Origin of the sequence: Methylobacter sp. Wu1, from assembly GCF_036553575.1 — a bacterium.
GTDB lineage: Bacteria > Pseudomonadota > Gammaproteobacteria > Methylococcales > Methylomonadaceae > Methylobacter.
This window is the reverse complement of the sequence record NZ_JAZHOC010000070.1, coordinates 56,209-63,915: the sequence shown is the minus strand read 5'-3', so window position 1 is coordinate 63,915 and position 7,707 is coordinate 56,209. Positions and strand designations below refer to the sequence as shown.

General features: G+C 45.6%; 4 protein-coding genes. 2 read left to right on the top strand and 2 right to left on the bottom strand.

Annotated elements, in window-relative coordinates:
• Positions 1-420 precede the first annotated feature (420 nt).
• Positions 421-1,386 carry a hypothetical protein gene (locus V2P20_RS15365; RefSeq protein WP_331819815.1) on the top strand — a complete coding sequence of 322 codons (966 nt, stop codon included), beginning with the start codon at positions 421-423 and terminating at the stop codon, positions 1,384-1,386.
• A gap of 74 nt (positions 1,387-1,460) precedes the next feature.
• On the opposite strand, the gene V2P20_RS15360 is transcribed toward V2P20_RS15365, so the two are convergent.
• On the bottom strand, positions 1,461-3,434 hold the full coding sequence (locus tag V2P20_RS15360) for a TonB-dependent receptor (RefSeq protein ID WP_331819813.1): 1,974 nt from the start codon (positions 3,432-3,434) through the stop codon (positions 1,461-1,463).
• Between the two features lie 180 nt (positions 3,435-3,614).
• Positions 3,615-6,545 carry a response regulator gene (locus tag V2P20_RS15355; RefSeq protein ID WP_331819811.1) on the bottom strand — a complete coding sequence of 977 codons (2,931 nt, stop codon included), beginning with the start codon at positions 6,543-6,545 and terminating at the stop codon, positions 3,615-3,617.
• Between V2P20_RS15355 and V2P20_RS15350 the strand changes: the two genes are divergently transcribed.
• The gene (locus V2P20_RS15350) at positions 6,507-6,788 is read left to right on the top strand and encodes a hypothetical protein (RefSeq protein ID WP_331819809.1); all 282 of its coding nucleotides are present in this window, start codon (positions 6,507-6,509) and stop codon (positions 6,786-6,788) included. The genes V2P20_RS15355 and V2P20_RS15350 overlap by 39 nt on opposite strands.
• Positions 6,789-7,707 lie beyond the last annotated feature (919 nt).

Sequence of the window (7,707 nt, the reverse complement as noted above, 5' to 3'; positions counted from 1 at the left end):
TGCTGTTACGACTTTTCGACAAGTTAGGCCTGAGCAGAGATTGCGAAAAAATAGCCCAACTATTTGACGAATTCAGTGACTACGGGACGATTGCCGCATAAAAGTGTCCGAACTATTGGGATAGAAAAGTATCCGCTAACTGCCGGAACCTCATTCCCAGATCAGTAGCATGTATAACGTTTGAGCCTGCTTTCTGCTGCCCGCTAACACCTTCATAGCGCCAATTCTGCATCTGCATCATTGATACTGAAAATATTCAAAGCTTGTGATAATTTTTAGTCAACTGATAAAACTTGTTAGATTCCTAAAAAACAACATGATCGCAGATAATGAGCTATCCAGCTGCTGAAACAGTTGAACTTTCATCACCTTTAGCAATCACAGACTCATCCTCATCAAATATTCAATAAGAGGGAAAATATGAACTTCACGTCAATAAAGGATTTCAAAATATTTATCATCATGCTCGTTGTTTTAGCCTTGCCGGCTACATTAACGATGTTGACTGTCAAAAAAGCTCAAGAAGTCATTGCTCCTGTTGCCGGCATTTCTCCATTGGGATATACCTGGAGCTTACTGCTTTTCATTGTCCCGGCATTAACGATCATCACTTGGCTTCATGTCAGCCACAACCAAAAATTAATCCGCAAATCTTTCTGGCTGGCCTTAATCATGCTTGTACCTCTGGGCTTTATCCTGGATATTTTTTTTGGTCTTAGCTTTTTTACTTTTGCAAACCATGAAGCCACACTTCAGGTATATCTGCCTGGCTTTGACTTCGATCGGATGATGTGGCGCCTGGCATTGCCGATCGAGGAATTTGTTTTTTACCTCTCCGGATTTGTCACGGTTCTACTGGTTTATATCTGGTGCGATGAATACTGGCTTGCCGCTTACAATGTGCCTGATTATTCTGCCGAGACTAAAGAGATAGAAAAAATCGTATTTTTTCATTCGAAATCCCTTGCTTGGGGGCTGATATTGATCCTCTGCGGCTTTATTTATAAGAATTTTTTTACTCATCACTATCAAGGCGGATTTCCGGGCTATTTTACCTTTCTTACAGTCGCCAGCTTTATCCCTTCCGCGGCTTTCTTTAAGACGACTTACCGATTTATCAATTGGCGCGCTTTCAGTTCTACATTCTTTTTTATTTTATTGATCAGTCTGATATGGGAAGCGACGCTTGCCTCGCCTTATCAATGGTGGGGATACAATTATGATCAAATGCTGGGCATTACAGTCAGCGCCTGGGCCTCGCTGCCCGTTGAAGCCGTATTGGTATGGATGGCCGTTACATTTACGACAGTCATTGTCTATGAAGCTATTAAAATCTGGCTGTCTTCCGGCAAACGCCTTAAGAAAGCGTTTCTGGGAAGCGATTGACATTCACTTACATCACCTGCGGCCAATAAGACGGGTAATAAGCAATCTTTAATTAAGACAGATAAGCCTGACTTTCAAAAGTCCAGGCTTACCTGCCCAAATACGCTGCGCTGTACCTCTATAACAGGCATATTCCTTATCAAGGCTTTGAATTCGGCATGACTGCTGTCTAACAGATTTCTGCCGGAAATGGATAATTCAATATTTTTCACAGGCTTCCATCCCAAGCGCACATCCATTTCCAGATAGCTGGCGATTCCCCGTTCAGGGGAATCGTCTCTATAGCGCAACTTGTCCACATACCGTAAAAAGGCGTCCAATTGTATATTGTGCGGCAAGTCCATCGAGGATCTGAAATTGAATTGATGATGGGGCGATTGTCCTTCCTCGACATCCTGGAACAATGACGCGGAATCAGTATGCAGCTGAATTTGCAGATAAGAATAGCTTGCCTGCAGACGCCACCACTTCAGCGCCTGCCATTGTGCTGCCGTCTCCAAACCGTATGTTTCGCCACGGGCATTGTTTCCATAAGTGACTGGCATGATTAAATAACTTGCTGCATCAACTGTTTCAGCAAAAGGCACTCCAGCTTCAACACTTCTCAGTCTGTCATAAACATTGTAAAAAGTCGCGATGTCGATGGATATATTTTCTTTAGGCGCAATCCGATAGCCTAATTCGTAAGCAACCAGTTCTTCCGAATCAAAATTCCGATTACCTCGTAAGGCACTAAAAGCATTAGCGCTTAACTGGCTGAAATAGAGCAGGTTTGTATCCTGATCTAAACGATTGGGTGTCCGGACCGCACGAGAGACGGCTGCCCAGAGTGTCTGTTGATTATCGGGTGTATAAACGAAACGGGCATTAGGCTGAATTTGAAAGCCGCTAAAATCATTATGTTCAAATTTTGAGCCAAACAGGAATTTTAGTGTATCCGGGACCAGCGTCACCTGATCCTGTATAAATGCGCTATATAGCAGATAATCGCGGCTTGCAGGCGCAAATGAAAAATTGACGGCATTGTCCTGATCGTCCTCTATATACCGGAATCCCAGCCCCCAGGTCACTTCCTGCCAACGACCAAGCTGGAAATAATGCTGCAGATCGGCATCGTATGTGCTTATAACGGCTTCCGATGCATCGTTAAATGCGGAATAAGTAGTCCTATCCTGGGTCCGGTCAAAGTAGAGCTGCAGCGACAAATCCGATGTGTCGGAAAACCGGTGCCGCCATCGGCTCAAAATATTGCCGCCGGAAAAATCTTCACCTACATTGCTCCGAGCAGTAAAAGGAGCTACCGGTGCTGTAGCGTCCCTCAAGCTGCCGCCGTTGCCTTTGTACAGATCGCCTTGCAAGGTCAGTGAATCATGCGGCGTCAAATCGCCATCGATTCTGAAGCCGCCCTGAAACTTTTCCCAATTGTCATTAGGGTTGCCGCCGCCTTCAAATTTTAAATTATCCCTATCGTTATATTTCATATAAGTCCGGTAATGCAGATTATCCGCCAGTTTTCCGCTGTAACGGACAGAACCCAGCGCTTTATCCTCACTGCCTCCTCCGGCTGTTACCGATAAGCCCTGATAAGTATCGGCTGCATTTCTGGTGATCACATTGATAACGCCGTTTACGGCATTGGCGCCCCACATGGCTGCACCCGGCCCCCTGATAACTTCAATCCTTTCCACATCTTCAAGCAGCACGTCTTTTGTCCGCCAGAGCGTTCCCGAAAAGGTAGGATGATAAACCGTTCTGCCATCGATCATCACCAGCAACTTGTTTGCATTCTCTCCGTTAAATCCCCGCGCTGTAATTGCCCAGGTATTCGCATTCACTTGGGCGACCTGAAGCCCTGGAGCCATGCGCAAAGCGTCAGGAATGGAGGTAACGCCGGAACGGCGTATGTCGTCATTGCTGATAACGAATACAGCGGCGGATGTTTGCAAAACTTTTTGTTCTCGCCGGGATGCGGAAAAGATGACCGATTCCTCCTGAAGCCAACCTAACTCTTCATCTAACGAAGCTTCTATGTTTTCTTTTGACATCATCGGAGGCGCGGCGGCAGACGCGAGAGATATGTGAAACATTGAAACCACGCACACGAACAGAATAAGAAATTCTTTTCTCATAGCCATGCGAATTACGAATGCTTCATTAAGCAACAAAAAGGCGGGAAATATCGCCGTTGCTCCGGTTCAGGAATAAAGAGCAGAGGTTTATTGCATATCTCATAGCGCATCTTTAATTCCAGTCAGTTTTGCACCAACCTGATTCCGGCCTTTTTCTTTCGCCATATAAAGCGCAGCATCGGCGGTCTTTATCAGATCTTCGGGCAATATATCTGCAACAGGTATTACACTGCTCACGCCAAGACTCAACGTTATCCGATCGGCTACTTCGGAATAGGCATGGGGAATATTGGAACTGGCGACATTTTTACGCATGCTTTCAGCCATCTCCACTGCTTCATCCAGATTCATCTCCGGTAATACAGCGACAAACTCCTCACCGCCATAGCGCGCCACAAAATCAGTAACCCGCTTAAGCGTATGCTTCAGTACGGCGGCAATATTCTCCAGGCAGCGATCCCCTTCCGCATGACCGTAGTTATCGTTGTAAGCTTTGAAGAAGTCTACATCCATGAAGATGAGAGAGATGGGCGATGCCGAACGCATGGAGCGGCGCCATTCTCTGGCAAAATACTCATCGAACATGCGGCGATTGGGAATGCCTGTCAATGCGTCCACGCTTGCCAGCTGTTCTAACAGGTCGCGTTGCTTTTTAAGCGCCAGATGAGTCTGAACCCTGGCCTGAACGACTGATATATTGAACGGTTTGCTGATGTAATCGACGGCTCCGGACTCAAAGCCCGCCATCACTTCGGAAACTTCGTCGTGGCCTGTAATAAAGATGACCGGAATATTGCGTGTTTTCTCAGTTGTTTTCAGATGCCTGCAAACCTGCCACCCATCCATGTCGGGCATTTCAATATCCAGTAAAATCAGATCGGGGGGCTGATCTGACTGAGCTATAGATAAGGCTTTTCTTCCATTTACAGCCGCAACAATATCGTAACGAGACCTCAGGACTTCTCCTAATGTCAGGATATTTACAGGCATATCATCGACAATCAATATCTTTTGTCTGTTATCAGTTCCTGAGGATACAGTCGCTTGCGTTAATTTCTTATCAAATAAAACCAGCACAATGTCCTGTAAAACAGATTGGGCAGCAGCAAAATCAAATTGATTGATCGCCTTCTCAAGTAGTTCGAGCTTATTACTATGCCGTGAATTCTGGATAACCTTTTTCAGTTCTTTAAAATGATAGTCTGCATCCAGACGGCTTCCCTTCAAGGCGTCAAATAAATCATTCAATAAAGATTCAACCAGCGACAAATCGGGCTCGACAGCATTGTTATTGCAATCCGGCAACCCTGTAGACTCATAAGTTTTCAATCGAGCAACTGACTCAAGCACTTTATGTTGAGCACTGGAAAATTCAATCAGCAATCCGGGGGCCAATGTTTGTTGCTTTGCGATGGCTTTTTCCAGTGCATTTGCTCTATCTTTCAATTCGGGCATGGCAAGATTGCCCGCAACGCCTTTTAATGAGTGCAGTAATGCCAAAGCCGATTCGATATCGCCTGTTTGCAGGAATGTCTCCAGTCGAGTTGCCGCATCGCCAAAGTCTTCATAAAATTTCAGCAGCAGCTCATGAAATAATTGAGCATTGCCTGCAACGCTCTTCAACCCCAACCGCCAATCGATACTGGGCAAGTAGGCCGGTAGTAATGTCTTTGCTTGCGTATCGGCTGTCTCCAAAGTGGAATCCGGCATTTTCCGCATTTCCGGTTCGATTGAATCAAGCAGGTTTGCCACTAACTCATCGACATCTATTGGCTTGGCTATATATCCATTCATGCCGATGCTCAAGCACTTCTCCTTGACATCGGTCATGGCATGAGCCGTCATGGCAATAATCGGCAGATCGTCAAACTGTGGCTCGGAACGTATAATGCGTGTCGCCTCATAACCGTCCATCATCGGCATTTGCAAATCCATCAATACCGCATCAAAGCGTTTGGCTCGTATTTTTTGCACGGCTTCCAGTCCATCTGCAGCAATGTCGACATCAAAACCTTCCTTTTCCAGTATTTCTTTCGCAACCTGTTGATTAATTTCATTATCTTCTACCAATAGCAGTTTTTTTCCTTCAGTTTTATATAATTTTTTATCGTTCATTGCCGCATCAAGAACGTGCTGGACAGGATTTTCGTCAAAACGATTTTGAACGAATACATCAATAACTGCATTAAGCAGCACCGACGGATGCACCGGCTTGATAAGAAACCCGTCCAGATTGGCGTCATTTGATTGCTGAATGATATCCTCCCTGCTATAAGCCGTTATCATGATAATGTAGGGAGTATGGATAATCTTGGGATCATTCTTAATATGGCGCGCCGCTGAAATACCGTCTATTTTGGGCAGTTTCCAGTCCATGAGGACAAGACGGTAAGGATCTTCAACAGGCGCATTTTCCAGCATCTGAATCGCCTGCTCGCCGGTATTGGCTTGAGCCACTTGAAAAGAAAATGACTCCAGGTAAGAACGTAGAACATTCCGGGATGTCGCATTATCATCCACGACTAATGCCTTCATGCCCTGAAAATCCTCAAGCGAGGCAATACATCCCTGATCAACTCCCTGGTACTGCTCGAAGGCGGCGGTAAAGGAAAAAATACTGCCTTTTCCCACTTCGCTGGTAACGTTGATGCGCCCTCCCATCATGTCCACCATCCGCTTGCAGATTGCCAACCCCAGGCCTGTCCCGCCATATTTGCGGGTAGTTGATTTATCCGCTTGGCTGAAAGATTCAAATAAACCGCTTATTTGTTCTTTCGTCAGGCCTATGCCGGTATCTTTGACAGAAAACTCAAGCACTACCTGACCATTTCTTTTGACTTGCCGGCCATCGTCTTCAGCCAATGCAACATTAACGACGATTTCGCCGTATTGGGTAAATTTTACTGCATTATTGACCAAGTTAAGCAATACCTGGCCTAGTCTGAGCGGATCGCCTATCAGATACAAAGGCACATCACGGCCAGTGGTAAAATGTATCTGAAGGCCTTTTTCTTCGGCTTTAACACTCATCAAATTGGCAAGATTATTCAGCACGTCATCCAGATTAAACGCGATGGCTTCCAGTTCCAGTTTCCCGGCTTCGATTTTGGAAAAATCCAGGATATCGTTAATGATACCGAGCAGCGTATGAGAGGAGGTTTGAACTTTAGTCAGATAATCGCGCTGTTTGGCTGTAACTTCCGTCTGCAGCGCCAATCGGGTCATGCCGATAATGGCATTCATCGGCGTGCGAATCTCATGACTCATGATTGACAGAAACTCCGATTTGCTTTTGTTGGCAGCAATCGCTTGATCCCGCGCTTCAGCCAGTTCGGAGGTGCGCTCAAAGACTTTCTGCTCTAACGTCCGGCTGTATTCTTCAAGCTTGTCGTAAGAAACCCTTAGGTTCCTGGCCATTTGTACAAACGCTGTCGTTAAAGCGCCGATTTCACCTTCCGGAGTTCCTTTGATATAGTCGCTGACCTCAAAATCGCCCCGGGCCAACTGGTTTGCCAAATGAGTTAATTGCAACAGCGGCCTGGACAGGCGTTCGGATATGAATAACACGATACCGGCGCCTATCAGAATAAAAGCAATCGTAATCATTAATAGCCGCGTTATCATTACACGAATCTGCTCGGCGCTTTCCTTTCGCGAGTTAGCGATTTCCTGATTAAGAAGATCCAGTGAAAACCCCAGCCTGAGAACGCCCCAAGGTTCCGCACTCACCTGAATCGGCATGATGAATTCCATAACAGATTTACCGTTGCTGATATATTCATTAACCGTTGCGGTATTTTGGCTGGCTGCAAACACGTCTTCTTTCTCGGCAAGGATCTCCATTTCAAGCTGCGGTTTTAAAGTATGAATGTACGCCATGCCGGAGGACTGCATCAGGATTATGTAATAAAGCTCTGCATTCTCCTGCACTGCATTCCTTAACAGATCGGAAACGTGTGAAAGATTAACCGAAGCGATGCCGTCTTTAACCTGGCCGGATAAGCTGTCGGATAGAATTTGTCCTCTATCTATCAATTTTCCTTTCATCAGCGCAATGCGTTTATCCAGCTCCTTTTCAAACATATCTTTTTGAAACTTGATTTGAACAAAGGTCAACATGGTCAACAAGGCGATAATTAAACCCACCATCGTCACAAGCAGCTTTTTGTAAATACTCCGTTTAACCATTTGT